Source organism: Oscillatoria nigro-viridis PCC 7112 (assembly GCF_000317475.1).
GTDB lineage: Bacteria > Cyanobacteriota > Cyanobacteriia > Cyanobacteriales > Microcoleaceae > Microcoleus > Microcoleus nigroviridis.
Genome location: NC_019729.1, coordinates 3,547,316 through 3,572,156 on the forward strand (window position 1 = coordinate 3,547,316; position 24,841 = coordinate 3,572,156).

Below are 24,841 nucleotides of genomic sequence, written 5' to 3' on the forward strand. Positions count from 1 at the left end.
TAGCAGTCAGCCGTCGTCTCCAACGGGAAACGACTTCCACGGGGAACCAGGCTGAGCTAGGGATTCTCCCGGCAGTCAGGTTCTAATCTGAAGACCCGCTAGACCGCTCTCACCTCAAATAGTGTTAAATCTTGAGTATTAAAACTTGAGACTAAACACTATTGGTGAGAGCGGATAGTTTTTGGTAAGGGTTTCTACACGTGGGCAGTTAATCTGCCATTGCTAATCCCAAAGAAAATAAATTATGGCTGAGCTAATTAACAATACTGAAATTCAAGAGCGCGCCAGTCAATTGTCAGGCTGGACGGTTGAAGGCAAACAACTGCGCTCTACCCGTTTATTTAAAGATTTTATCGAAGCGATCGCCTTTGTGAATAAGTTGGTCGCCTCCTCAGAAGCAGCAGCACATCACCCCGATATAGAAATTTCCTACAACAAAGTTACACTTAACTTGACAACTCACGATGCCGGAGGGTTAACTGAGAAAGACTTTGCGCTAGCCCAAGAAATTTCTACGCTAGATTAAAAGAGTGCCCGCTGGCCCAACAAGAGTCCCCGCTAGAGAAAAGCTCGCAAATAAAAAATCGACTTGGGGTTAGAATCGGGTGCTAAAAAGTCGAGAGGCCAAACGTTCAATGTATAAAAGGCTATTCCCCATCATCCGACCATGATCGTATTTGAAAAGCCAGAGTTCAAGAACGAGTCTGCTGCCGAAAAAACCGATCTGATAGAAAAGCTTTTAGATATTGGCGCGGCTCTGTCGAGCGCCCAAGATTTGGGCGAATTGTTAAACTTAATTTTATCCAAAAGTAGAGAAATTACATACAGCGATGCTGGCAGCGTTTACTTAGTAGATCACAGCGACGAAAAATCTAAGCTGCTGTTCAAGGTAGCCCAAAACGCTTCTAAACCGAGACTGTCGTTTAAAGAGTTTGCCCTGCCACTGACAGACAAAAGCTTGGCGGGATACGTGGCAATTACAGGTCAAAGTTTGAACCTGTCTGATGCCTACGACTTACCCCCCGGCGTACCCTATCGGCTAGATACCAGTTTTGACAGGGATATTGATTACCGCACTTGCTCGGTAATGGTACTGCCGATGCAAAACCGACAGGGGGAGACAATAGGTGTACTGCAACTGATCAACCGCAAAACAAAGGCAGATACGGTGCTGACAGCAGACAATGCCTGGGAATCGACGCAGCAGTATTCGGAGTGGGAAGAAAGGATAGTTCGCTCGCTCGCTTCTCAAGCAGCAATCTCGATCGAGCGCAATCAACTCCAAGACAGCATAGAAAATTTGTTCGAGGGCTTCGTCAAAGCCTCGGTGCAAGTCATAGAAGCCAGAGACCCCTGTACCTACGGCCATTCAGAACGAGTAGCAGCCCTCACAGTACGCCTTTCAGAAGAAGTAAACACCGTCACCAGCGGAGGACTGCGCTCTATTTACTTTAACAACCGCCAAATTCAAGAACTTCGCTACGCCGCCCTGCTTCACGATTTTGGCAAAATTGGAGTGCCCGAAGCAGTTTTGACCAAACAGAAAAAGCTCTACCCCGCACAGCTAGAAATCATTCGCCACCGCTTTGGCTTAGCTCAACGGACGATGGAAATGGAATGCGTCCAGTCTAAATATAAATACTTGCTGGAGCATTCAGCCTACCGAAAACACTCGAACCAGGAGCCAGAGTGCGCTCAATGCCAGGAAATCGAACAGCTAGACACTAAGCTAGCAGAGGCCAAAAGCAGATTAGCAGAATACTGGGAAGTGCTGCTAGAGGCAAACGAGCCTCACATTTTGGCAGCAGAACCCCTAGCTCAACTGCGAGAAATTTCTCGACAAACTTACAGAGATATAGATGGGGCAAAGAAACCCCTGCTGAACCCAGACGAGATCGTGCAATTGATGGTGTCGAGGGGCAACCTGACGCCGGAAGAACGATCGGCAATAGAATTTCACGTAACTCACACTTACGAGTTTCTCAAACAAATTCCTTGGACAAAGGATTTAAAAAATATTCCAGACATTGCCTACGGACATCACGAAAAACTCGACGGCACTGGCTATCCGCGAGGTTTAAACAAGTCAGAAATTCCAATTCAAGCACAATTGATGACGATCGCCGATATTTACGACGCCCTGACAGCAGGCGATCGACCCTACAAGCGAGCTCTGCGAACAGAGGCAGCGATGAAAATTTTGCGGCAAGAAGCTGCTCACAATAAAATAAACGCCGATTTGTTAGAACTGTTCGATCACCGCCAAGTCTTTAACGTTCTCGGACACAGCTTGGATGTTAAAGTCGAATCAGCCTAGACGAGTCGGGCGTGCTGTGCTAAAAAGTAAGTAGGCAATCGGGCGCTATCGAGTGTCAGCAGTCAAATCAATCCACAGCCCAAGCCTGGTCTGGTTTTGACGCCGTTGAGTACAGGTTAAAAAACAGGCTCTGTGCAGCCGTCAGTCACATCTATATACTCGGTCAGCCCGAAAGAATCAAAAGAAAAAGTGAATTTTAGGTCTCTTTTTAGAGTATGCTAGTTGAGCAACGACTGACCACATAGAAGACTAGAAAAGTTTCTCTGTAATCGGTGTGAGGATGAGAGTGAATATGTCGAAATTTTTGTGGAGTTACTTACTAATCAGCCCAGCAGTCTTAGGAGCTACCCTAGTAGTTTCTTCGAGCGCGATGGCAGCAGACGCTCAGCAGGCTGCTGATGCGCTCAATCCCGCTGTCGCCAAAGCTGAAACCGCTGAAACCGCTGAAACCTCCGAAGCGAAACTAAATGCTTTAGCTGCTGTTTCCGAAACAACTGCAGCCTCCGAGCCAGTAAAAGAAATTTCCCAAGCCGCTGGCAGCGAAACCCACGCAGCGATTGAAGATTCGGCCACGGCTGCACCTGAAAGTGCGATCGTCGGAGCCAACACAGCCCCTGCTGAGGCAAATCCCCAAGCGGCATCACAACCTACAAGTGAATCTTTAGCCGCAGTTGAGCAAACAGTCGCTCAACCAGTAGAAAATTCTGCCGCGGCAGCCCAACTAGAAATTCCAGCCCCGGCAGCTACCGCTCTCCCAGAGCAAATCGGTGCAGTTCAATTAGAAACTCCAGCCCCCGTAGTGGCAGAGTCGGCAGAACAAAGTTTGCCACAACCGGCTGAATCTTTAGCTCAAACTGCCGCACCACAAGAGCAAAACCCAGCCGCCACATTAGAACAGCTCAACCAGTACAGCAGCGAAGGTGCTGCCGGCGGCGAAACTCAAGGTCAAGTCACCTCTGTTTCTCAACTTTCCGACGTGCGGCCCACAGACTGGGCATTCCAAGCACTGCAATCCCTAGTCGAGCGCTACGGTTGTATTGCCGGGTATCCCGACGGCACCTTCCGCGGCAACCGCGCCATGACCCGCTACGAATTCGCAGCCGGTTTAAATGCTTGCTTAGACAAGGTTAGCGAGCTAATTAGAGGCGGCACTGGCAACTTCGCCACCAAAGAAGACTTGGCAGCCCTCCAACGGCTCCAAGAAGAATTTGCAGCGGAACTGGCAACCCTGCGCGGCCGCGTCGATGCTTTGGAAGCTCGGACAGCCGAACTCGAAGCCAACCAATTCTCAACTACTACCAAGCTGACTGGGGAAGCCATTTTTGCCCTCAGTGACGACTTTGGCGGTAACGTTGGGTTGTTTGGTCGAGACGAAAGAAGAGTCGGCAGCAACAATAACGAAGCTGTCTTCCAACAGCGGGTGCGTCTCAATTTAAATACGAGCTTCACCGGCAGAGACTTGTTGCTGACCAGGCTTCAAGTCGGCAACGGTCGCAACTTCAATCTTGGGGCTACCAGCGAAGGCACTCAAACTTGGAATGTAGTGGGCAGAACCGACAACGTTGTTGCGCTAGACACCTTGCTGTACAAGTTCCCCGTCGGTCCGCGACTGAACGTTACCCTTGCAGCCAACAATGTCGTTTGGGACGACTTTATCCCGACTGTCAACCCTTATTTTGAAGACTTTGACGGTGGCAACGGGTCATTGAGCGCCTTTGGACAGCGGAACCCGATTTATCGTTTAGGTGGCGGTGCAGGTATCGGCTTTGACTATGCCTTCGGTGGCAGGGGCTTGCTGGGCGGCGTGTTCGGTCCGACTTCTCTGTCATTTGGTTATTTGGCGTCAAATGCAGCGAGTCCGGCTAGGGGTGCAGGCTTGACGAACGGCGACTACACGGCGATGGGTCAGTTGACTTTTACCCCCGGACGCAACTTGCAAGTTGCTTTCAACTACAACCATGGTTACTTTAACCGAGGTAACTTTGGGTTTGACAACGGTTTCGGGGCCAGCGTCGCCGGCGGTTTCACCGGTACCGGCGTGGCTAATTCTCTCAACGGTTTGAGCGAAGGCTTTGATGGCTTCCGGGCTCGCAAAGTTGTCAGCAACTCCTACGGCGCTCAGGCTTCGTTGCGGCTGAGCCCGAGATTTATCCTTGGTGGCTGGGCTGGTTTAACCAATGCCCGCATTCTCGGCATCGGCGATGCGAGAATCTGGAACTACGCTGTCACCTTGGCTTTGCCTGATTTAGGGAAAGAAGGCAACTTGCTAGGGATCGTGGTAGGTCGTGAGCCTTACTTGGATAAACTAGAAGCTCCAAGCAGTTTGCGGAGCTTCCGCAACGATGATTCGTATCACGTCGAAGGGTTCTACAAGTTTCAGCTCTCGGACAACATTTCTGTTACTCCGGGCGTGATTTGGGTAACTAATCCCAATCAAGATGACCGTAATGATGACATCATCATTGGTACTCTGAGAACTACTTTCACGTTCTAAGAGCGGGTTAGAGGAGGCAGGGGGGCCCTACCCTCTCTGCTGGCAACTCTAGATGCCAAGTTTAGCCCTGCCTGCTGCAGGGCTTTTTTGTGGGCGGGACGAATGGGGTGCCGAGAATCTATGCCGAGAATCTATTAAAAATTAAAAATTATCAGTCATAGACGCAGAAACCCGGTGTCTTGATGTAGTGCGGTCGTGGAAGGGGAGGAAGTCGAAACGAGAAACTGGGTTTCACAGAAGCGAGACTTCGTAGCTTCCCAACGATCGAGCGATGAAAGTCGATTAAGTTCAGTGGAAAACCGGGGTATAATAAAAGGTAAAGTTAGGAGTTAGAATTGGGAACTCAACATTGAGGAGAATTTTAACATCTGACTTAGGAGTTGATAATTCAGATATTTGAAGCAATTATGGTAGAACTCTCCTGTAAAAGCGAATACGCAATCTTAGCTTTGCTGGAGCTTGCCGATTGCTACGATGAAGGCGAGCCTCTGCAAATTCGCCAGATAGCGGCTCAGCAAAATATTCCCGATCGATATTTAGAGCAGTTGCTGGCTACCATGAGACGCTGCGGGCTGATTCGCAGCCAGCGAGGAGCTAAGGGAGGTTATATCTTGGCGAGGGAACCCTGGAAAATTACCCTCCTAGAAATTATCAACTGTCTCGAAGGCTCAGAGTTCGATCGCTCTGAAAAAGACTCGCCTGCTCAAACTGTAGAAAGTGCGGTGATTTGGGAAGTTTGGCAAGAAGCTCGATCGATTGCCAACTCAGTTTTGCAAAAATATACGCTACAGGATCTATGCGAAAAGCGCAATGGCAGACGGCAGCTTGATATCATGTATTACATCTAGTTAAAATATTGCCAACTAGGAATTAACATTTACTTTCAACCACAAACTGACAAAGATTATGCGTATTGCTGGCGACATTACAGAATTAGTAGGGCGGACGCCCTTGGTGCAACTCAACCGCATTCCCCAAGCTGAAGGCTGCGTGGCTCGGATTGTGGTAAAACTCGAAGGCATGAATCCGGCAGCATCGGTGAAAGATCGCATCGGTGTCAATATGGTCAATCAAGCCGAGGCCGAAGGGCTGATTAGTCCAGGCAAAACGGTTTTAGTGGAACCGACTTCTGGCAATACCGGAATTGCTTTAGCAATGGTGGCGGCGGCTAAGGGCTACCAGTTGATTTTGACGATGCCGGATACGATGAGTACGGAACGCCGATCGATGCTGCGAGCTTACGGGGCCCAACTAGAACTAACTCCGGGAATTGAGGGCATGAGCGGCTGCATCCGCCGCGCTCAAGAGATTGTGGACAAAACTCCCAATGCGTATATGTTGCAGCAGTTTCGGAATCCAGCAAACCCGCAGGTTCACCGTTCCACAACGGCTGAGGAAATTTGGGAAGATACAGACGGCGAGGTGGATTTCCTGATTTCGGGAGTCGGCACTGGCGGTACGATTACGGGTGTGGCAGAGGTGATTAAGTCCAGGAAGCCCGAGTTTAAGGCGATCGCCGTTGAGCCGGCCAACAGTCAGGTACTGTCGGGCGGAAAGCCAGGGCCTCACAAAATTCAAGGTATCGGTGCTGGTTTTGTGCCGCCGGTGCTGAATGTAGATTCGATCGACGAAATTATAGTTGTTACGGATGACGAGGCGATCGCCTACGGCCGCCGCTTGGCCAGAGAAGAAGGACTTTTGTCCGGTATTTCCAGCGGTGCGGCACTATGTGCGGCAGTGAAAGTCGGCCAGCGCCCGGAAAATGCAGGGAAATTGATTGTGATGATTCAGCCTAGCTTCGGCGAACGCTATCTCAGCACTCCCTTGTTCCAAGATCCAGAACTCAATCTGGCGATGGCCCTCAACTAGGCTAGCCTCCGACCAAAGTCGCAGAAACTCACAGCAGGGCGTGCAGTGTACGCCCTGCTTGGCTTTTTAGCTTAAAGAATTGCGATAGATTGTAGCTGCCTCGATCGCGATCGAGGCCGAATTTCTCAAGGGGATTTTTTTTGAACGAACCGCTTTCGGCGCGTTAACTTCGCGATCGGTAAGCTGTCTTGTCGGGAAGGAAGCAGCTAACAATTGCTGGGAGGAGGGCTATAGGAGTCCTCAATGTCGATCGGCTGACCACTTCCCAAGCCTCAATGTTTTTCTAAAATAGATTTATGATAAGTTGAAAACTGAGGTTTTTTACTGACAATTCTTGACATTTATATCAGATAAATACTTAATAAATTAGCAAAAAATGATATTTTTGTCAAGCACTTTTTCACAGATTATCCAGCTTTCAAGGAAATAACAGCGTGTCTTCCGTTATCAATCACTACAAAACCCTAAAGATTAGCCCAACAGCAACACAAGCCGAGATTAAACAAGCATACCGCCGTTTAGTCAAATTATTTCATCCAGACAGCCAGAGTTCCACAGCCGGTCACGAAGAGATTGTCCGCCTCAATGCAGCCTATGAAATATTAGGAGATGCCCAGCACAGACAATCATACGATCGCCAACTTTCCCAGCAAAGTGAACAGGAATCACCAGTCGCCCCAAACGTCAGCCGCCAGCAAACACAAACAGCAAGGGACGCTGACGAACAAATGGAACAGTGGCTGATTAAAGTATACAAACCCGTCAATAGAATGCTCAACAGCATCTTGAAGCCACTTAAAAAAGAAATAGACGAATTGTCAGCAGATCCGTTTGATGACGAACTGATAGAAAAGTTTCAACTGTATATCGAAACCAGTCGCGAGTTTCTCAAAAAAGCTCATAACTTTCTTACATCAATGCCCAATCCATCTAATGTAGCCGGAGTTGCGGCCCATCTCTACTACTGTATCAATCAAGTCGGAGACGGCATAGAAGAATTGTATTTATTTACCCTCAATTATGACGATCGCCACTTGCACACCGGTCAAGAACTGTTTAGAATTGCAGCTAGACTGCGGCGGGAAGCGCAGGATGAATTAAAATTTAAAAGTTAAAAAAGCAGATTGTTCCTTCTTCTTTCTTCCTTCTGCCCTCTGCCCTCTGCCCTCTTCCTTCTGCCCTCTTCCTTCTTACTTCTGCCCTCTTCCTTCTTACTTCTTACTTCTGCCTTCTGCCTTCTGCCTTCTGCCTTCTGCCTTCTGCCTTCTGCCTTCTTTCAAATTCCAAAAAGAACTTGAATTCGCTTGCGAATTTTAATAAAAGGAGTTTGTTCCAGAGAGTCGCCATCTAACAATCCCAAATTTCTCAAAGCTTGCTGGCGTTCCGACAATTTTTGAGCAATCTGATCGGCTAAATTCGGTTGTTCTCTTAAAAGTTTTTGCAAATCGTGACGTTCCACCACAAACAAAATTGCATCTTCGCTAGTTTTAACAGTCGCCGTTCTCGGAGTACCCAACAGCAAAGATATTTCCCCAAAAAACTCCCCCTCGTGAAGCGTAGCAATATACTGACCAGCTTTTTGAGAAAGAACTTCTACAGTACCCGAAAGAATAATATAAAAAGAATCCCCAGGGTCATTTTCTTTACATACAACTTGTCCCGCTGGAAACAGTTGTCGGTAGCCGTATTCAATTAACTGTCGCAGTTCTAAATCCGTACACTGTTCAAAATAAGTTACTCGCCGCAACAAATCTCGCAGCGTCCAATTATTAGGGGATTTAGGTACTGAATTTTTCGGTTCAGAAAGGGTGGAATTAGATTTTAAATCTGCTGAATGTTTGGCATTCTGCGGAAAAACTTGTCCGTTGGAATTATCGTCTTTGTGATTGTAAAAAAGTTGAGTTAACTCTTGCGGGTTTCGCAGCCACAAATCCCGCTGGGGAAAGGGAATTTCGATATTCCGGTGGCGCAATTCGTAATCTATTAAAAAATTTACTGCACTTTTAATGGCATCGCTTTCCTGCGGCTGGTCAATCCAAACTAAAAGTTCAAAATTTAAAGCGTTATCTCCAAAACCGTGAAACCATACTTTAGGAGAAGGATGGGACAAGACATTCGATTCCATCCGCGCCGCAATTAATAGCGCTTCCGTAACTATTACGGGGTCAGATCCGTAAGCAACGCCGACGGGGATGTGGAGGCGGCATCTGGGATCTCTGTAACTCCAGTTAATAATGTTAGTTTCGACAAACTTAATATTTGGTATGATTACAAATAGACCGTCAATTGTTTTAATAATGGTAGAGCGGATTGAAATTGTTTCTACTGTTCCTAATAACTTGTCTATTTCAATAAAGTCTCCGACTCTAATTTGGTGCTCGAATAGCAGGGTGAGACCGCTGATAAAGTTGCTGGCGAGATTTTGCAAGCCGAAGCCAAAACCAATGCCGACAACCCCAGCCAAGACGGTGAGAGAAGTGAGGTTGATGCCGGCACTTTGCAGGACGAATATACAGCCAATAGTTGCTAAAATATAGCTAATGATGGTGGAAATTGCTTCTCGACTGCCGCGATCCAATCTCATCCGAACTAGCACGCTGCGCTTGATTCCTTCGCTGATAATCTTAGCTATAATCAAGGCAAATATAGCTAAAATTATCAGTTTAACGATCGCACTGATGGACAGATGAGCGTCCCCGATATAGAAGAGGGGGGTTGTTGTCGCACCAGACAAATTTTCAAAAAAGCGATCGGCTCCTGCAGTAATCGAATTCATTAATATTTGGTAATGGGTAATTGGTGATTGGTAAGGAGTGATTAGTTTTGAGCGCAACTGAACCGCAAACTGTTAACCATGGCAGGGCCAAGACTAAAAAGTCGAAATTCCGGGCGCGCGCTGTTACAGGTGCGGGTTCAGTGGCACTCTCTCAAAGACTCGTAACTGATGGGTTAGCAACTGATGGCGAGAAACTCTTTTGTAGCGATATTTTCGGCCGGATATCTGTGTTGTGGCGTAAAATGGACCTGGCGGCTCGATCGAATAGCGACTTGTTGCCAATATCTGGAAAATTGGTAGAAATTCATTGACAGTACCCTCAAATAATCGAAAAATTCCAGCAAAAATTAGTTTATCCTTAAGAAGTAAGTCCTTTACAGAACTTAACAAGCTTACCCTACTTGACTTTTATGCAGTGCATCATCAATCGTCGGGCACAGTTTTCGGCGAGTCACCGGTACTGGCTGCCGGAGTTAAGCGAAGCCGAGAACTTTGAGCGGTTTGGCCCAACTGCCCGCGCACCGGGACACGGACACAATTACGTCCTTTACGTTTCCATGATAGGCGAACTCGACGAGTACGGCATGGTGCTCAACCTGTCTGATGTCAAGCACGTCATCAAGCGGGAAGTTATCAAGGATCTCGATTTTTCCTACCTTAACGAAGCGTGGCCGGAATTTGAGCAGACTCTGCCAACTACCGAAAACATAGCACGGCAAATTTGGCTGAGGCTAGCCCCTCATTTACCTGTGAGTAAAATTCAATTGTTTGAACATCCCGAACTTTGGGCTGAATATTTAGGAAACGGAATGGAAGCTTATCTAACTTTGTCCACTCATTTTAGCGCCGCCCATCGGTTGGCTCGTCCCGATTTGAGTTTTGAAGAAAACTCGGAAATTTACGGCAAATGTGCTCGTCCCAACGGTCACGGTCACAATTATCATTTAGAGGTGACTGTTAAAGGGGAAATTGATGCGCGGACTGGCATGATTGCTGATTTGGGAGCTTTGCAAAAAGCCGTTGACGATTATGTTGTTGAACCCTTCGATCACACTTTTTTAAATAAGGATATTGCTTATTTTGAGAAAGTTGTGCCGACTGCGGAGAATATTGCGGTTCGGATCGGGCAATTGTTGCGATCGCCCGTTCGGGAATTGGGCGCAGAGTTGCACAAAATTAAGCTGATTGAAAGTCCGAATAATAGCTGTGAAATTTACGGCGCTGATTTAGAGGAAGTGGTAGCACAAAGTCAGCAGCCGGAAGCGGTTTTAGCTGCGGTTTAGAGTTAAAAATCGGGTAGGTTGGGGCGGGTTCACCCGGATAGTTGGCTAATTCTGCAGATTGGTGAAGCCACCCCTACCCGCCTCATGATGATTCCGAGGGTCATTCAACCGGATTAGGTGCGAGAATATATTCTTTCACCAAAGTTCCCCAGCCGTAATTACTGGCAGTTTTCCTGAAAAGTCAGACTCCGCGCGTATTTTGGAGATAGTAAGTCAGCATTCCTCATGTCAGCTATTTTAACTGCTGAGAGTATGAGGTCGATCGCCCGATCGCTGACAACCAAGCACCAATTTCTCCTAAATGAGTTGACGTTTATGCGCGTCTCAAATGTAGCTCTCTTGACTCTGGCTGCCCTCGCATCCCACAATTTAACTGCTAATACTAGCGCCAATCCTGCTGCACATCCTATTTCTCCTCAGACACCGCAGGCTAGCAACTTTGTTGATGCGGTAAATAATACTGAATCGCGTCGGGCTGAGTCAATTAGCGAGCCTGAGACGATCGCCCACGAACAATTTTCCTCAAATACTACTGCATCGCGTCGGGCTGAGTCAATTAGCGAGTCTGAGACGATCGCCCACGAACAATTTTCCTCAAATACTACCGCATCGCGTCGGGCTGAGTCAATTAGCGAGCCTGAGACGATCGCCCACGAACAATTTTCCCCGCGAATTGCTGTACAATCGCCGACAGGTTTGCTGGTAGCGGCCGCTCAACCCGATTCATCTGCTGGTGCAAAAACCAAGGCGAATACTGCTGCTATATCCGGCGATGAACTAACAAAATCTTTACAAGAAACCTGGCTGGCTAAATTAATCCAAACCGGGGTTGAAAGCAATCCTCAAGTTCGCGAGGTTTTAGCTTTTATCTCCCCGTCTAGTGGCAGTGCTGAATCTGGATACGGTTTTAATACTACCATAACTCTGCTCAATATTTTGCTAATTCTCGGTACTGTATTTCCACCAGTGACAATTGCCTTTTTTTGGATGATGCGACGGCTGGTAATCAAACACTTGGTTGCTGATGCCAATAAAAGATTGCAGGGCATTGGTGTATTGGAATCGGAACTGATAAATTCCAGCCAACTGACTCAAAAGTTGAGGGATGAATTAGAAGCGCAAATAGGTGCAGCTAAACAATCCATTGATTTTTTAACTAGAGAAACTGAACTTTCCAAATCTTCGGTCGAGCAAATTGAGACTCTCAAATCTCAATTTATCATGCACCTGCAAGTTTTGCTGAAAGAAGTTGACGAGAAAAAATCTCAAATTGTTCGAGAAATTTCCCAAGTTCCCGCAGTTGTTGCCAAAGAAGCTCTCAAAAGCGCACCTCAACCGGCATTAAACAATTCCCCAAATTCGCAAACTCCACCTGCTAGCGACGAAAATTTGATTGCTGACGATTATATCAAGCAAGCCGAAGGGCTTTATTTTCAAGGCAATTATGATGAGGCATTAGTCTGCTTGGAAAAAGCTGTTTTAGCTAATAAAAATTTGGATGAGGCTTGGTATTGGCGCGGAAATGTGTTAATCAGATTGCAGCGCCCGGAAGAAGCACTCGCCTGTTACGACCAAGCAATCTCGATTAAACCAGATAACTACGAATTGTGGTATAATAAAGCGCATTTGCTAGGCAAATTGCACAGGTACGAAGAGGCGATCGCCTGTTACGAGCGAGCCAGTTCGAGCGAATCCCGAAAATACGGTTGTTGGCACAGTATAGCGGCTTTGTTGGCTAAATTGCAGCATTACGAAGAAGCGATCGCCAGTTACGATCGCGCCCTCGCTATCAAAGCAACAGACAGCGAAATTTGGCACAACCGAGGCGCGATGCTGGCCAAAGTACAGCAGTACGCAGCAGCAGTCGAATCTTACGATCGCGCTCTGGCTTTCAATCCCAACAGATACGAAACTTGGTACAATCGAGGCAATATGCTGTGGAGACTGCTTCGCTACAGCGATGCTATTGATTCTTACGATCGGGCGATCTGCATCCGGCCGGATAAATACGAAGTTTGGTACAATAGAGCCGCTGTACTCGGAAAATTGCAGCGATATCAAGAATCGATCGAATCCTACGACAAAGCAATAGCCATCAAACCGCAGGATTTTGAAGTGTGGCACAACCGAGGTGCAGCTTTCGATAAACTGTCGCAGCACGAAGCAGCAATTGCATCTTACGAATCAGCAATTACCCTGAATCCGGAGTGCTACGAAGCTTGGTTTGCCAAAGGGGAATCTTTGGCAAAATTGCAGCGCAATGAAGAAGCGATCGCAGCTTATGAGAAAGCGATTGCTATTAAGCCTGACTCCTACGATGCTTGGCGTCATGTGGGGATAGCTTTGTCAGCATTAAAGCGGTATGAGGAAGCAATGGCAGCTTACGATCGAGCTATTGCCATCAAACCAGAAAATGCCGAAGCTTGGCGCGATCGCGGCGCAATTGTATCAGAATTAAAGCAGGATACAGACAAAGTTGATTCCGGGGAAAAAGAGACTTAAATTCACGGGAAATCCGGTTGTTAAAAATTCATAAGTGTCAGTAAAATCGGGAGGCTAACCCTATTTGTAAGTTGATAAATGATGAGAATATGTTGCCTGTATATCGAGATACACTTTGGCAGCGCCAATCAAATTTAGCTCTATAAATGGTTGAACATGAACCATATAAACAGTTATTTTCTAGTTTTGAGCAAACTTAATAGCTGGAATTAAAATGCTTTTTATCTGAGGTATATCGTCAAAAAAAATATTTTTTTGCCGCTCTGTTTGGGGCGGTTTTTTTATGGTAAATTTAGGTAAGCTGCAAACAAGGAGAATAGTTATATGTCTGTTCAGCTTCAAAAACGGTTGTTTACAGTAAAAGAATATCATTTGATGACTGAGGCTGGTATTCTCTCCGAGGGCGATCGGGTAGAACTTATAGAAGGAGAGATTGTTAAAATGGCTGCAATTGGTACTCGCCATGCAAGTTCCGTTAAGCGTCTGATCGCTGTGTTCTCGGATTTGGAGAGAAGACGTGCGATTATAGGCGCCCAAGACCCTATCCAGTTGACTGAGCGCACTGAACCTCAACCGGATGTTGTATTGCTGGAACCTCGCGCTGATTACTACGCCACAGCCCATCCTGTACCGTCTGAAGTTTTGCTGTTAGTTGAGGTTTCAGATAGTACGGTTGATTATGACAGAGATGTGAAAGTATCGATTTACGCGCGATCGCTCATTCAGGAAGTTTGGCTGGTAGATTTAGTTGAAAATTGTTTGGAAGTCTACCGTCAGCCCGGCCCGAACGGTTATGGTTTAATGCTCAAGTTTTGGCGCGGTCAACAAGTTGCGCCGCTGGCTTTTCCCGATTTAGAAGTGAGCGTTGATTTTATATTGGGTTAATAGGAATTTTTATATGATTAAATTTTACTAATTTAGGGGGCGATTTGAATTATTCCAAAATTTAGATTATTCCTTCTAACTTCTACTATAGCAATCCTTGCAGGAGTCGTAAAATTTTTACCCCACTCCAACCCTCCCCTTATCAAGGGGAGGGAGTAAGAAATTCACAAATGATTTAGGATTGCTATATAATAAGTTTAATTACTCAAATGAGTTCACGTTTTATGACTATTGCCAAATCATTTGAATTGGAAGTCACCCATCTCCCAGACCACACTGAATTACCAGAGTCAGACGGTACTTTCGTGAAAAACTTTCAAGAACTTCCTCAAAGCATTATTCTCACTGATTCACTCCGACCAATATTGCAAAGAATTCATCCTGACGGACGCTATCGCATCGGCCAAGATTGCGGGATTTATTGGCGTTTAACTGACCCTCTCGAACGCGGTGCCGAAGCGCCCGATTGGTTTTATGTGCCGAATGTTCCCCCACTATTAAATGGTGAGGTGCGACGTTCTTATGTATTGTGGAAAGAATACGTTGCACCGCTGATTGTTTTGGAATTTGTTTCGGGTAATGGTTCAGAAGAGCGAGACAGAACCCCTCCGCCCGAACCCGGTCAAGCCGAAGAACAAAATGCGGGCAAATTTTGGGTTTACGAACAGGCGATTCGCGTGCCTTACTACGGGATTTATGAAGTGAAAAAAGCCGCTGTAGAAATGTATCATTTAGAAGACAATTGCTATCAGCGCATGAGTGCAAATGAGCGCGGTCGCTATCCGATTCCTCAGCTTGGAGTTGAGTTGGGAATTTGGCAAGGTGAATATGATGAGATGAATTTACCTTGGTTGCGTTGGTGGGATAGTGAAGGGAATTTGCTGTTAATTGGAGAGGAACGTGCCCGAGAAGAACGCCTGCGGGCGGAACGAGAACGCCTTCGCGCTGGAGAAGAACGCCTTCGCGCTGAAGAAGAACGCCTTCGCGCTGAAGAAGAAAAACAACGCGCCGATCGCCTAGCAGCAAAATTGCGCGAAATGGGGATTAATCCTGATGAGGTGTGATTGTTTTTAGGTTGTTAAATGGGGTGCGATTCCCTTCAGGATAGCTTCGCTGGCGTGTACTTTTTAAACAGCAGAAACATCTGAAGTCAGGAAAGGGATCTCGCACTTTCGATATCCTCACCACATTGTTTATATTAAGATTTCCTTAATTGCTTTCATTTAGTACAGACATCAGTGCTACTATTAATAGCTTAGCTAGGGGTGCCCGAATATCCGGGCTGAGAAAACACCCTTAGAACCTGAGTCTGGGTAATACCAGCGGAGGGAAGCTGTTTATCAAGGAAATTAAATATGCGTACCGAATGGATCGCTAAGCGTAGCGGGCAGAGCAATGTATCTCAAATGCACTACGCCCGCCAAGGTGTAATTACTGAGGAAATGCACTTTGTTGCTAAGCGAGAGAATCTCCCGCCAGAACTGATCCGCGCGGAAGTAGCGCGGGGACGGATGATTATTCCCGCTAACATCAATCACCCGAATTTGGAACCGATGGCGATCGGCATTGCATCTAAATGCAAAGTCAATGCTAATATCGGTGCATCTCCCAACTCTTCCAATATGGAAGAAGAAGTTGACAAGCTTAAACTAGCAGTTAAATACGGCGCTGATACCGTGATGGACTTGTCCACTGGCGGCGGCAATTTGGATGAAATTCGCACTACGATTATCAAAGCTTCACCGGTGCCGATCGGTACTGTACCAATTTACCAAGCTCTAGAAAGCGTTCACGGTAATATGGAAAGCCTAACCGCGAATGACTTTCTTCACATCATTGACAAACACGCTCAACAAGGTGTTGATTACCAAACAATTCACGCCGGAATTCTCATCGAACATTTGCCGCTGGTGAGGAACAGAATTACTGGCATTGTCTCTCGCGGCGGCGGTATTTTGGCGCGGTGGATGCTGCACCACCACAAACAAAATCCCCTCTACACTCACTTTAACGACATCATTGAAATCTTCAAAAAATACGATGTTTCGTTTAGTTTGGGAGATTCTCTGCGCCCCGGTTGCACTCACGATGCTTCCGACGAAGCTCAATTAGCCGAACTCAAGACTTTGGGACAATTAACTCGCAAAGCTTGGGAACATGACGTGCAGGTAATGGTGGAAGGCCCCGGCCACGTGCCGATGGATCAAATTGAGTTTAATGTCAAGAAACAAATGGAGGAATGTTCCGAAGCACCCTTCTATGTTTTGGGGCCCTTGGTGACAGATATTGCGCCTGGATACGACCACATTACCTCAGCAATTGGGGCGGCGATGGCTGGTTGGTACGGTACTGCAATGCTGTGTTACGTGACTCCGAAGGAACACTTGGGATTGCCGAATGCTGAGGATGTCCGAAACGGGTTAATTGCTTACAAAATTGCAGCCCACGCAGCGGATATTGCGCGGAGGCGGCCGGGTGCGCGCGATCGCGATGATGAACTCTCAAAAGCGCGTTACAATTTCGATTGGAACCGTCAATTTGAGCTGTCATTAGATCCAGAACGGGCAAAGGAATATCACGACGAAACTTTGCCAGCGGATATCTACAAAACTGCTGAATTCTGTTCGATGTGCGGGCCTAAGTTCTGTCCGATGCAGACTAAGGTTGATGCCGATGCTTTGACAGAATTAGAGAAGTTTTTGGCTAAGGAACCTGTAGCCCAAAGCTAATATTAGTAGGGTGGGCATTGCTCACCTTACTTAATCGTAAAGCTGTTTCGTTTCTTGTGGGGCGGGCATCCTGCTCGCCCAAAACTAGGGTGCTGATGGCGTACCTTACTTAAGGTTATATTAAAAGGAGTTTCCGAAAAGGAGAATTGCGATGTCCGTTCAACTTCAAAAACGCCTTTTTACGGTGAAAGAATATCATTTAATGGGTGAGACAGGGATTCTTTCTGAAGCTGAGCGCGTCGAACTCATTGAAGGAGAAATTATTCAAATGGCTGCTATTGGAACTCGTCACGCAACTGCTGTGAGACGACTTAACCGACTTTTTCACCGATTACCAGAAGATAGAGTTATTGTTGATGTCCAAAACCCTGTTCTGTTAAGCGAACGTACTGAACCGCAACCTGATGTAGTATTGCTCCAATTTCGCGATGATGATTACGAGACAGCACATCCAGTTCCCTCAGAAGTGTTACTTTTGGTAGAAGTCGCTGACAGTACAGTGGATAATGACAGAAATGTCAAAATTCCTATTTATGCCCGATCGCTCATTCAAGAGGTTTGGCTGGTTAATTTAGTGGAAAACAGCTTAGAAGTTTACCGCCAGCCAACACCAAACGGTTATAGTTTAATACTAAACTTGTACCCTGGTCAAGAGGTGGCACCGATCGCCTTTCCTGATTTTACAGTCAGTGTGGATTTGATATTGAGTGCGGGCGATCGCACTTCCTCAACCGCAGAACAATAAATTTGCTGCTTGATGCTGATTAAACTGCATTTTTCAAATGCCCTTGCTTTGCAGAGGATAAACAATTCTGGATTACTTCTAGACCAACAGCTTCAACTACATTAATACTTACCAAGATATTTATTACCATGCTCTGCCTGGTAACGAGAAATTTTCAATTTGTAGGGTGCGTTAACGCCGTGTAACGCACCGCCAGCCTCATGCACCATTTGAGCTAAGTAAAAGATTTACCTCGATATGTTAGCTTGTGCAGTTTCTTGGCACGTTGAAAGAATGCGCCGATCGTTTGAGCTAATTGTGCGAATAGAATGCAGATTTGTTAGCTGAGTATTGACTTCAACTGTTTGAACCTTTCCGGCTGAGATTGCCTTCCCGTACAGTGTATTTCCCTGAATTGTACCAGTGAAGCACGCAAAGTCCGATCGCGGCGCGTAGATTGCACCCACTACCCGATCGTTCTGGCGTTGAAACACAATATAGTTTTGAAGAACTTGGTTGGGCTGTGGCGAATCTCCGTACAGGTAAATACCATCTGGCAAAGCAGCAACATTAGTCTTAGATGGATTTTGTTGTGCTTGAATCGGTTGTTGCTGAATGCCAACACCAATTAGTGTCAGAGGACAAATAAAGGCTGTTGCCAGTCGTTTCCATTTCCCTTTAACAGATGCAGGTAAAATCATTGCTGCTTCTCCTTGCGCCAGGTCATCTAACACCTTAAAACAGTCTTCTCTAGTTAATATCTCACTCAGGTTATAATTTCGCTCTGCTAAAATCTGCCGATTGGTAGAGATGCTGAACCTGAAAGCTTGCGCTTGTTTAGCACCGAAAACTTTATTTTCTATTGTCCTCCAAGTACCTGAGCTGATTTTGATAAAATTAGAGCGGGCATAATTTCTAATCCCACCCAATAAAACACCGATCTAAGCTTGATGCCGATGCTTTGACCAAGAATTTCAAAGGTGGTACCCGCCACGTGATTTATCCGTGGAATCAATCCAAAATCTAAAATCAAAAATCCTCAAGAAAGAGCATTTATCCGTGGGGTCAATGCTAAAATCAAAAATCAAAAATCAAAAATCAAAAATCGATTGACGGAATTAGAGAAGTTTTTGGCTGAGCAACCTGTAGCGCAAAGCTAGTTGGAAGGGTGGGCGGAAACACTCCGCCCACCCTTCCCAATTCACCAGGCGCTAACTTTTTGTTTGGTAGAGCACAAAACATTTTGGATAACTTCTAGAGCAACAGCTTCAACTACATTAATACTTACACTATTACCCAGTTGATGATAAGCTTTCTCATCATTAGAATGCAGAATAAAATTATCGGAAAAACCTTGTAACCGCGCCGCCTCGCGGGGAGTAATCCTGCGGACTCGCTGATGATAGTAAACTCCTAATCTATTAGCATCACTGGCAACAATTGTTACAGAAATTTTCTGCGGATCGAGAAATTTATAGACTTCAAAGGAAAAGTTACCGGATACAGGTTTGTATCGATTGTTGTTCCGTTGCAGGTACTTTTTTGTTACCAAGGAATCCAGAATTTGATCGAGATTGGGATGAGCAAAAAAAGTAGCTATTTGCTCTTTAGTTAAGAGCTTGCCATCTCGGTCAGTTCCAAATTCTTTATTGCGCCTTTTCAAGATAAAAAGATTCATTAATTCAATTTCGTCTAAACTGCACTCGCCTCGCAAACCCAGTTCCCAAGAATGAATCGAATTGCCGCCGCGATAGTCAATTAGCCGCCTACCGTGCAGTCGGCTGAAATCATTGTTAACTATTTGTTTCAATGCCTTAACAAATTCTGGCGAACAATCATATTTTGCATCTGGATTGTCTTCCAAAATATCTGAAACTGTGACAGGTTGACTTAAGGGAGAAAATAACGATAGCTGTTGATGACTAGAGGAATGCGAATCTTTTGGGCCTAAGTCGGTAATTAGCTTAAATTGGGGCGAAGCATTTAAAATTCCTACTAGGTAAACTCGGACGCGGTTCTGAGGTAAGCTAAAGTTAGAGCTGTTGAGCAAAAAATAATCGAAGCTGTAACCTCGGCTTTTGATTTCGCCCTTAATAGTTTCGAGGGTTCTGCCGCCGTCGTGGCTGACAAGCCCCCGCACGTTCTCGAAAATAAATGCTTGAGGTTTAAAGGTATCAATTAACCTGGCAATCTCAAAAAATAGGGTGCCTCTGGTGTCTCCAAAGCCCTCTTTTTTGCCAGCATAGGAGAAAGACTGACAAGGAAATCCCGCTAGTAAAATTTCATGTTCAGGCAGTTTGTCAATTAATCGGATGTCGCCTAAAGGTGTGTCGGCAAAGTTTTTCTGGTAAACTAACTGAGCGTCTGGATTGATTTCGCTGCTTAATACGCATTCTGTTTCCAGATTCAAGGAACGAGCAGCGGATTCAAACGCTAATCTCATGCCGCCTATTCCTGAGAATAAGTCAATAAAACGGATTTTTGGCATAATAATTTTAGTTAGTTTAGATTTTAACACCATTTCTTAAGTATACCATCTCTTTACTCATTGTTAGGCACAAAGTAATCCCTCAAAAAATCGCAAAGTACATTCAGTTCATTGTGGGAAAATGCAACAGTGCAATGACTGTACGTACACAAGGTTCTGATTGCATTTTCCCTCTCAAAGTTACCAGCGCCATCAATGATATAAGCCATTTTATAACCTGCATTTTCAATCTGCTCAAATCTAGCTCTTGCTTGTCCAGCTTTACGTTCAATTACACTATTTGTTGTTACCTGAAAGCTAATCTCTATTGCAACAAACTTATCTTCTTTAGAAAGAACTAGATCAAATGTTGTTAGTCCTTTTTCGCTTTCTTGGTCAGTATGTCTAACGCCGGGTAAATGAGCGTTAGGTCTAATAGCTATATCTATAACCCCTAAATTATCTTGTAAGTATTCTTTGACAAAGTTTTGAGCGATTTGACCTAAAGTATTGGATTGTGACCCAGAGGTTATCCGGCTAACCCAGATATATCGTTGTTTAATAAACTTATTTAATTTATCGGGTTGACCTAAGTAATTACCAATTTCACATTTAGCTAGAACCTCAGCGCTTTTTTCATTCAGCGAACTAGCGCCGAACAAAAGAATTGCTATTAAATCTTTATGTGCCAAAGATAGAGATTGATTTTGGAGAATTTTTTTACCGTCAATCCCTAGTTTATTATTGGTTAGTTGACCTGATGCTGGTAGAAAAGTGAATTGATAAGAGTAAGTTTGCAGGTTCCAAAGGTAATCTAATCTCTTTAAGGGAAACATAGAAGTAAACTGACTATTCACTCTTTTTATCATTTCTCCCCCAAAGTCCGCCAGTACAATTAAATGCTTCAGGAACATATTTGCAGAAAGTGTTGAAGCTTCTACTATTTGAAATAGTCCGCTTAACTCCGAAACTGGGACGCTAAGAATAGCGATAAATTGCTCTTGAGTTTCTATCAATTTTGGTATGACACTGAGTTCTGCTTCCTTTTGAGATAAGTCGGAAGGCCAAAACATAGAAGCTAACTCACGGATTTCTTCAACTGTTCTTCTGTAATTTTGAGTTGACATTTTTGGTTTTTTGTGGTATTAAGTGCTGTGAGTTTGATGAGATCGCCCGCCCTTCTCGCTATTAAATGTTCGGCGGTTGACGGGATTCTTCTGAGGAGGAGGCTGGCGATCGCACTTTTCCCTATTTCTTGCTACTAATCCATTCCTTAAGATCCTGAATGGTAAAAATGGCTTGAAAATTCAATCCCGCCTCGCGATATAATTCCCCTCCACCTTGCTCTCTATCAATCAGAGACAAAATACGATCGACTTTATAACCAGCCGCCCGCAACCGATCCACCGCCTGCATCGCCGACTTGCCCGTCGTCACCACATCCTCCAAAACCGCCACATTCGTGCCCTCTGGCAACAGCGGCCCCTCAATATACGCCATTGTCCCGTGTCCCTTCGTCTCCTTTCTGACAATTAAAGCTGGTATAGGTCGATCGCCCAAAGCCGAAACTACGCTCACCGCAGTTACAATCGGGTCAGCACCCAAAGTCAAGCCGCCCACAGCTTGCACATCCGACGACAGCATCGACAACAGCAAACGTCCCGTTGCCAAAGCACCTTCAGCGTGCAGCGTCACCGGTTTGCAGTTAATGTAATAAGAACTTTTCTGCCCCGAAGACAGCACAAAATCGCCTTCGCGATAGGCAAACTCGCACAACAAATCGAGAAGTCGATCGCGCAACACTTTTAAATCCGCAGCATTCATAACTCACACCGTGTAAAAAACACAAATAATCCGCCGATAATCAGTTTATAGTGGAATCGGAATTAATTAAGGAGGCCCAAATATATGAGTCAAAAGTTAAAAGGCCTGAGCGGCGCGTTGATTCTCGCTGTCGCCTCTGCCGCAATGGCATCCGTCAAACCAGGTCAAGCACAAACAGCACGATTTCACCCGATTGCCGATGACTTCAACCGACAATTCTTTGAAGCTTCAGGAGACTTTTACCACAACGTCAGCTTGCAAGGTTACTTGGGCGACTATTTAGGCATCGGTTCCCCCAGCGGCGTCGTTGCCTTTCCCGAAAAAGAAATTGAGCGGGATGCCAGTCGCGTCAACGGCTTCTACCGACGAGTAATGCAGCGCCAAGTTTCCAGCGATCCGATTCTCCGCGTCCCCGATGCCGTCAATCCCTTCGATGCTTCAATCATGGCACTGCCTGCTGCTTGTCAGCTAGCACCTCAACCAAGCGGCTGTTTCGCCACTCCCGCCGGACTCCAAGATCAGTTTACACTTCCAAGACAGCAGCAAGATGCACCGACCGATCCAGGGCCCGTTAGAGGACTTTATCAAGTATCGCCGGCTCGCAAGAATTAATCGATCGACAGTTGCGAGTTTTGAGCCGAGGCGGGTTTACTCTCATCTCGGATTTGTATGAGAGAGAAAGTCTCAACCCGCCCCAAAAATTCATGTTTTGGCAATTCTTTCGGTAAACGCGCCACTAGCTTTTTTTAACTATCGCGGTTATTTTACAGGATTGACACTCTCCTGGCTAAAGCCGAGGAGATTCTTGATTCGCAGAATCGACTTGCCGATGCAGAATTACTTCAACATCGGTAGCGGTCAATTCTCCACAAGCGTTCGGATCTAAGATCCAAGTTCCGACGTGCCCCGCCGTACTCAATCCCCGACTTAGGATATTTTTAGCTGCGTTCCAGTCACGATCTAATACGCATCCACACCGACAAGCGTGGGTTCGCGTTGAGAGACTTTTCTTAACAATTGTTCCGCAACTAGAGCATTCTTGACTTGTTCCGTTAGCTGGTACGGCAATCGTAATTCTTCCGAATACTTTGCCAAAATATTCCAGCCAAATTCGGAACATATACCAAGAAGCGTCGTTAATCGATTTTGCCAGACAGTGATTCTTCACCATATTTTTAATCCTCAAATCTTCGTAGACTACACAGTCGTTAGACTGGATGACGCATCTTGCCAGCTTCACGGCAAAATCTTTACGCTGTCTGCTGATTTTGAGGTGGCGCTTCCCTAGAATCGCTCTAGCTTTTTCCGGTTTTGCGAACCCTTGACTCGTTTTGAAACTCGTTTTTGGGATTTCTTCAACCTGCGTTCTCCCTGGCGGAGGAAACGCGGGTTATCAACTGCAATGCCATTTGAGTCAGTGTAAAACTCTTTAAGTCCTACATCTAACCCGATGGCGTTACCCGTGATTTCAATCTTTTCAGAACGGTCAACTTGCACGCAAAGCTGCACGTAATATCCGTCTGCCCGTCTCACCAAGCGTACTCGTTTGATTTGACTGCGCTGGTAGAAATGTAAGTCGCGCGTTCCTTTTAACTTGAGCTTTCCGATTCCTTTTTTATCGGTAAAAGTGATTGATTTCCGGTCGTCTGCCAGACGCCAGCCCGTAGTCTTGTATTCGACGGAGCGGTTGTGTTTCTGGAATTGCGGGAATCCTTTTTTTCCTGGGACTTTCTTTTTGCAGTTGTCGTAAAATCGTGAAATCGCCGACCACGCTCTTTCTGAACTCGATTGTCTGGCCATGCTGTTTAAGTCGTCGCAAAACGGGAATTCCTTCGCTAGAATGGCGCTGTATTTATTCAAGTCGTATTTGTTGACTTTTTCGTTTTCCATCCAAAACCGCAGTGCTTTGTTGCGGATGAACTGCACCGTTCTAATTGCTTCGTCTACAGCTTCAAATTGCTGCTTTTTACCGTATGCTTTCAACTCGAAAACTAGCATGACTTCGACCCTCATCACGATAGGTTTATGCTAGCAGCGTTGGCTTAACCCGGTTCTCATTGTTCACAAAGATTTACATAGTTGTAATTTACAGTACATACAATTCAGAAATCTCATGAAAAATACTGGGAGGCTAAAGCCTCCTTACCCCTTTCATCCCCGGACTGAAGTCGCGGGGTTTTCAGGGTGTTCTTTATAAATATTATCCAATATTTATCAAACAATGCTGCCGTCAGGCATGATTGTTCCTTTTAAAATAGCTTCCCCCAGATTAGCTCCCGCCAATTTCGCTCCCCTGAGATTTGCCCCGGTCAAATTCGCCCCTCTCAAATCAGCTTTGCCGAGGTTTGCCCACCGGAAATCTGCAGCGCTCAACTCCGCAAAACTGAAATTGGCTCTGAAAAGATATGCTGCAGTGAAGTGAGCTTCCCCGAGGTTAGCTTTAGAGAAATTGGCTGCATAGCAATGTGCTTCAATCACTTCCGCTTGAGTGAGATTGGCTTGACTGAGATTAGCCAAGTTGAGGTTCGCGCCCATCGCATTAACTCGAAACATCACCGCACCGATTAAATTCGCATCTCCGAAATCAGTTTGTTGGAGATTGGCACCGCTAATGTCGGCCCCAATTAAATTAGCAGCGCTCAAATCAGCTCCTCTCAGGTCAGCCGCTTGGAGGTTTGTGCCAGTTAAGTTAGCTTTAATCAAATTAGTTTCTAACAGTTGCGCTCCGGAAAGATTTGCTAAACTGAGGTTAGATTCGGCGAAGTTAGCCGCAATTAATTTAGCCTTAAATAAGTCTGCTTTACAAAGGTTCGACCGCCAAAGATGCGCTCCTCTGAGATTTGCTTGTGCGAGATTAGCTTCGCTGAGATCCGGTTCTAGATTCGGGTTGAGATTTCTCCACTCAATCCAAGTAACTGCACCTTTTTTCAGGAGCGCTAAATGCTGTTTGTTTGCCATAATTACATCTCCT

At 45.8% G+C, this 24,841-nt stretch carries 19 protein-coding genes, 1 pseudogene and 1 riboswitch; of the genes and pseudogenes, 13 read left to right on the forward strand and 7 right to left on the reverse strand.

The genetic code is table 11. From position 1 onward, the window contains the following. Nucleotides 1-244 precede the first annotated feature (244 nt). The 6 genes from OSC7112_RS15055 (at nucleotide 245) to OSC7112_RS15080 (ending at nucleotide 7,795) form a co-directional block, all read left to right on the forward strand. The gene (locus OSC7112_RS15055) at nucleotides 245-526 is read left to right on the forward strand and encodes a 4a-hydroxytetrahydrobiopterin dehydratase (RefSeq protein WP_015176705.1); all 282 of its coding nucleotides are present in this window, start codon (nucleotides 245-247) and stop codon (nucleotides 524-526) included. Between the two features lie 141 nt (nucleotides 527-667). Continuing rightward, a complete protein-coding gene (locus OSC7112_RS15060) occupies nucleotides 668-2,317 on the forward strand; it encodes an HD family phosphohydrolase (protein ID WP_015176706.1) in 1,650 nt (549 codons plus the stop codon). A gap of 292 nt (nucleotides 2,318-2,609) precedes the next feature. Then, nucleotides 2,610-4,811 carry an iron uptake porin gene (locus OSC7112_RS15065; RefSeq protein ID WP_015176707.1) on the forward strand — a complete coding sequence of 734 codons (2,202 nt, stop codon included), beginning with the start codon at nucleotides 2,610-2,612 and terminating at the stop codon, nucleotides 4,809-4,811. Nucleotides 4,812-5,218: 407 nt separating this feature from the next. Beyond that, nucleotides 5,219-5,659, forward strand: coding sequence for an RrF2 family transcriptional regulator (locus OSC7112_RS15070; protein ID WP_015176708.1), 441 nt, complete (start codon nucleotides 5,219-5,221; stop codon nucleotides 5,657-5,659). A gap of 58 nt (nucleotides 5,660-5,717) precedes the next feature. Beyond that, entirely contained in the window at nucleotides 5,718-6,680 is a 963-nt protein-coding gene (cysK, locus tag OSC7112_RS15075) for a cysteine synthase A (RefSeq protein WP_015176709.1), read from the forward strand. Between the two features lie 434 nt (nucleotides 6,681-7,114). Continuing rightward, the gene (locus OSC7112_RS15080; protein WP_015176710.1) at nucleotides 7,115-7,795 is read left to right on the forward strand and encodes a J domain-containing protein; all 681 of its coding nucleotides are present in this window, start codon (nucleotides 7,115-7,117) and stop codon (nucleotides 7,793-7,795) included. A gap of 161 nt (nucleotides 7,796-7,956) precedes the next feature. On the opposite strand, the gene OSC7112_RS15085 is transcribed toward OSC7112_RS15080, so the two are convergent. Continuing rightward, entirely contained in the window at nucleotides 7,957-9,456 is a 1,500-nt protein-coding gene (locus OSC7112_RS15085) for a cyclic nucleotide-binding domain-containing protein (protein WP_015176711.1), read from the reverse strand. 410 nt (nucleotides 9,457-9,866) lie between these two features. Between OSC7112_RS15085 and OSC7112_RS15095 the strand changes: the two genes are divergently transcribed. The 6 genes from OSC7112_RS15095 (at nucleotide 9,867) to OSC7112_RS15120 (ending at nucleotide 17,600) form a co-directional block, all read left to right on the forward strand. After that, nucleotides 9,867-10,739, forward strand: a complete 873-nt coding sequence (locus OSC7112_RS15095; RefSeq protein WP_015176713.1) for a 6-carboxytetrahydropterin synthase — start codon at nucleotides 9,867-9,869, stop codon at nucleotides 10,737-10,739. 225 nt (nucleotides 10,740-10,964) lie between these two features. Beyond that, nucleotides 10,965-13,241, forward strand: coding sequence for a tetratricopeptide repeat protein (locus OSC7112_RS15100; RefSeq protein WP_015176714.1), 2,277 nt, complete (start codon nucleotides 10,965-10,967; stop codon nucleotides 13,239-13,241). A 324-nt stretch (nucleotides 13,242-13,565) separates the two neighbouring features. Beyond that, on the forward strand, nucleotides 13,566-14,126 hold the full coding sequence (locus tag OSC7112_RS15105; RefSeq protein WP_015176715.1) for a Uma2 family endonuclease: 561 nt from the start codon (nucleotides 13,566-13,568) through the stop codon (nucleotides 14,124-14,126). 224 nt (nucleotides 14,127-14,350) lie between these two features. After that, nucleotides 14,351-15,190 carry a Uma2 family endonuclease gene (locus OSC7112_RS15110; protein WP_015176716.1) on the forward strand — a complete coding sequence of 280 codons (840 nt, stop codon included), beginning with the start codon at nucleotides 14,351-14,353 and terminating at the stop codon, nucleotides 15,188-15,190. Between the two features lie 187 nt (nucleotides 15,191-15,377). Further along, nucleotides 15,378-15,474, forward strand: a riboswitch (TPP riboswitch). Between the two features lie 7 nt (nucleotides 15,475-15,481). Next, a complete protein-coding gene (thiC, locus tag OSC7112_RS15115) occupies nucleotides 15,482-16,855 on the forward strand; it encodes a phosphomethylpyrimidine synthase ThiC (protein WP_015176717.1) in 1,374 nt (457 codons plus the stop codon). Between the two features lie 151 nt (nucleotides 16,856-17,006). Next, nucleotides 17,007-17,600, forward strand: coding sequence for a Uma2 family endonuclease (locus OSC7112_RS15120; RefSeq protein ID WP_015176718.1), 594 nt, complete (start codon nucleotides 17,007-17,009; stop codon nucleotides 17,598-17,600). Between the two features lie 227 nt (nucleotides 17,601-17,827). Here OSC7112_RS15120 and OSC7112_RS15125 read toward each other — a convergent pair whose 3' ends face one another. From OSC7112_RS15125 to pyrE, 4 genes are all read right to left on the reverse strand, one after another. Beyond that, a complete protein-coding gene (locus OSC7112_RS15125; RefSeq protein WP_223300838.1) occupies nucleotides 17,828-18,280 on the reverse strand; it encodes a hypothetical protein in 453 nt (150 codons plus the stop codon). A gap of 500 nt (nucleotides 18,281-18,780) precedes the next feature. Next, nucleotides 18,781-20,067 carry a DNA (cytosine-5-)-methyltransferase gene (dcm, locus tag OSC7112_RS15130; protein WP_041622546.1) on the reverse strand — a complete coding sequence of 429 codons (1,287 nt, stop codon included), beginning with the start codon at nucleotides 20,065-20,067 and terminating at the stop codon, nucleotides 18,781-18,783. A gap of 53 nt (nucleotides 20,068-20,120) precedes the next feature. Then, nucleotides 20,121-21,173: a type II site-specific deoxyribonuclease gene (locus tag OSC7112_RS15135; RefSeq protein ID WP_015176722.1), complete on the reverse strand. Its 1,053-nt coding sequence runs from the start codon at nucleotides 21,171-21,173 to the stop codon at nucleotides 20,121-20,123. Between the two features lie 121 nt (nucleotides 21,174-21,294). Continuing rightward, nucleotides 21,295-21,870 carry an orotate phosphoribosyltransferase gene (pyrE, locus tag OSC7112_RS15140; protein ID WP_015176723.1) on the reverse strand — a complete coding sequence of 192 codons (576 nt, stop codon included), beginning with the start codon at nucleotides 21,868-21,870 and terminating at the stop codon, nucleotides 21,295-21,297. 84 nt (nucleotides 21,871-21,954) lie between these two features. Between pyrE and OSC7112_RS15145 the strand changes: the two genes are divergently transcribed. Beyond that, on the forward strand, nucleotides 21,955-22,482 hold the full coding sequence (locus OSC7112_RS15145) for a hypothetical protein (RefSeq protein ID WP_015176724.1): 528 nt from the start codon (nucleotides 21,955-21,957) through the stop codon (nucleotides 22,480-22,482). 175 nt (nucleotides 22,483-22,657) lie between these two features. Here the strand turns inward: OSC7112_RS15145 and OSC7112_RS15150 are convergent. Both OSC7112_RS15150 and OSC7112_RS15155 read right to left on the reverse strand, forming a co-directional pair. Continuing rightward, a pseudogene (locus tag OSC7112_RS15150) lies at nucleotides 22,658-23,868 on the reverse strand (RNA-guided endonuclease InsQ/TnpB family protein). A 216-nt stretch (nucleotides 23,869-24,084) separates the two neighbouring features. Then, entirely contained in the window at nucleotides 24,085-24,828 is a 744-nt protein-coding gene (locus tag OSC7112_RS15155; RefSeq protein ID WP_015176725.1) for a pentapeptide repeat-containing protein, read from the reverse strand. Nucleotides 24,829-24,841: the final 13 nt, after the last annotated feature.

What these genes read in the sequence shown, in the direction of transcription:
- OSC7112_RS15055 (WP_015176705.1), top strand. Translation starts at nt 245, where the DNA reads ATGGCTGAGCTAATTAACAATACTGAAATTCAAGAGCGCGCCAGTCAA.
- OSC7112_RS15060 (WP_015176706.1), top strand. Translation starts at nt 668, where the DNA reads ATGATCGTATTTGAAAAGCCAGAGTTCAAGAACGAGTCTGCTGCCGAA.
- OSC7112_RS15065 (WP_015176707.1), top strand. Translation starts at nt 2,610, where the DNA reads ATGTCGAAATTTTTGTGGAGTTACTTACTAATCAGCCCAGCAGTCTTA.
- OSC7112_RS15070 (WP_015176708.1), top strand. Translation starts at nt 5,219, where the DNA reads ATGGTAGAACTCTCCTGTAAAAGCGAATACGCAATCTTAGCTTTGCTG.
- cysK (WP_015176709.1), top strand. Translation starts at nt 5,718, where the DNA reads ATGCGTATTGCTGGCGACATTACAGAATTAGTAGGGCGGACGCCCTTG.
- OSC7112_RS15085 (WP_015176711.1), bottom strand. Translation starts at nt 9,456, where the DNA reads ATGAATTCGATTACTGCAGGAGCCGATCGCTTTTTTGAAAATTTGTCT.
- OSC7112_RS15095 (WP_015176713.1), top strand. Translation starts at nt 9,867, where the DNA reads ATGCAGTGCATCATCAATCGTCGGGCACAGTTTTCGGCGAGTCACCGG.
- OSC7112_RS15100 (WP_015176714.1), top strand. Translation starts at nt 10,965, where the DNA reads ATGTCAGCTATTTTAACTGCTGAGAGTATGAGGTCGATCGCCCGATCG.
- OSC7112_RS15105 (WP_015176715.1), top strand. Translation starts at nt 13,566, where the DNA reads ATGTCTGTTCAGCTTCAAAAACGGTTGTTTACAGTAAAAGAATATCAT.
- OSC7112_RS15110 (WP_015176716.1), top strand. Translation starts at nt 14,351, where the DNA reads ATGACTATTGCCAAATCATTTGAATTGGAAGTCACCCATCTCCCAGAC.
- thiC (WP_015176717.1), top strand. Translation starts at nt 15,482, where the DNA reads ATGCGTACCGAATGGATCGCTAAGCGTAGCGGGCAGAGCAATGTATCT.
- OSC7112_RS15120 (WP_015176718.1), top strand. Translation starts at nt 17,007, where the DNA reads ATGTCCGTTCAACTTCAAAAACGCCTTTTTACGGTGAAAGAATATCAT.
- OSC7112_RS15125 (WP_223300838.1), bottom strand. Translation starts at nt 18,280, where the DNA reads ATGATTTTACCTGCATCTGTTAAAGGGAAATGGAAACGACTGGCAACA.
- dcm (WP_041622546.1), bottom strand. Translation starts at nt 20,067, where the DNA reads ATGCCAAAAATCCGTTTTATTGACTTATTCTCAGGAATAGGCGGCATG.
- OSC7112_RS15135 (WP_015176722.1), bottom strand. Translation starts at nt 21,173, where the DNA reads ATGTCAACTCAAAATTACAGAAGAACAGTTGAAGAAATCCGTGAGTTA.
- pyrE (WP_015176723.1), bottom strand. Translation starts at nt 21,870, where the DNA reads ATGAATGCTGCGGATTTAAAAGTGTTGCGCGATCGACTTCTCGATTTG.
- OSC7112_RS15145 (WP_015176724.1), top strand. Translation starts at nt 21,955, where the DNA reads ATGAGTCAAAAGTTAAAAGGCCTGAGCGGCGCGTTGATTCTCGCTGTC.
- OSC7112_RS15155 (WP_015176725.1), bottom strand. Translation starts at nt 24,828, where the DNA reads ATGGCAAACAAACAGCATTTAGCGCTCCTGAAAAAAGGTGCAGTTACT.